General features: G+C 65.5%; 1 protein-coding gene. It reads left to right on the top strand.

All coding sequences use genetic code 11. The features are described from left to right. On the top strand, positions 1–709 hold a 709-nt coding region (locus tag A5636_RS07970; RefSeq protein ID WP_172827182.1), incomplete at its 5' end, for an acyl-CoA dehydrogenase family protein. Between the last annotated feature and the right edge of the window lie 76 nt (positions 710–785).

Raw genomic sequence — 785 nt, 5'->3', positions numbered from 1 at the left:
CGGCGGTTGGCGTATCACCGGGCAGAAGATCTGGACCACGGCCGCGCAGTACTCCCAGTGGGGTGCGTTGCTGGCCAGGACGGACCCGAGCGCTCCGAAGCACAACGGCATCACCTACTTCCTGATGGACATGAAGAGCGAGGGGGTGACGGTCAAGCCGCTACGCGAGCTCACTGGTCACGAGATGTTCAACACCGTCTACATCGACGACGTGTTCGTGCCCGACGAGTGTGTGTTGGGCGAGGTGAACCGGGGCTGGGAAGTGAGCCGCAATACCCTGACCGCAGAACGGGTTTCGATCGGCAGCAGCGATGCGAATTTCCTGGCGACCCTGCCGCAGTTCGTCGAGTTCGTGCGGGACGGACAGTTCGACCAGGTGGCGCGGCACCGCGCCGGCCAGTTGATCGCCGAGGGCCATGCCGCCAAGGTGCTCAACCTACGTTCCACCTTGCTGACGCTGGCAGGCGGTGACGCCATGCCCTCGGCCGCAATCTCCAAGTTGCTGTCGATGCGCACCGGGCAGGGCTACGCCGAATTCGCGGTGTCGTCCTTCGGCGCGGACGCCGTGATCGGTGACCCCGATCAGCTGCAGGGCAAATGGGGCGAGTACCTGCTGGCCAGTCGCGCCACCACGATCTACGGCGGCACCTCGGAGGTGCAACTCAACATCATCGCCGAGCGCCTGCTCGGCCTGCCCCGAGACCCGTAGTCACCAGCGCGAGGCCAGGGCTCGAGCAGGCGCGGCCTCCTCGTCACACCACCAGTTCCACATCACCACCACCAGT

The organism is Mycobacterium asiaticum (genome assembly GCF_001673315.1).
Lineage (GTDB): Bacteria > Actinomycetota > Actinomycetes > Mycobacteriales > Mycobacteriaceae > Mycobacterium > Mycobacterium asiaticum_B.
This window is presented reverse-complemented; position numbering and strand designations above follow the sequence as displayed.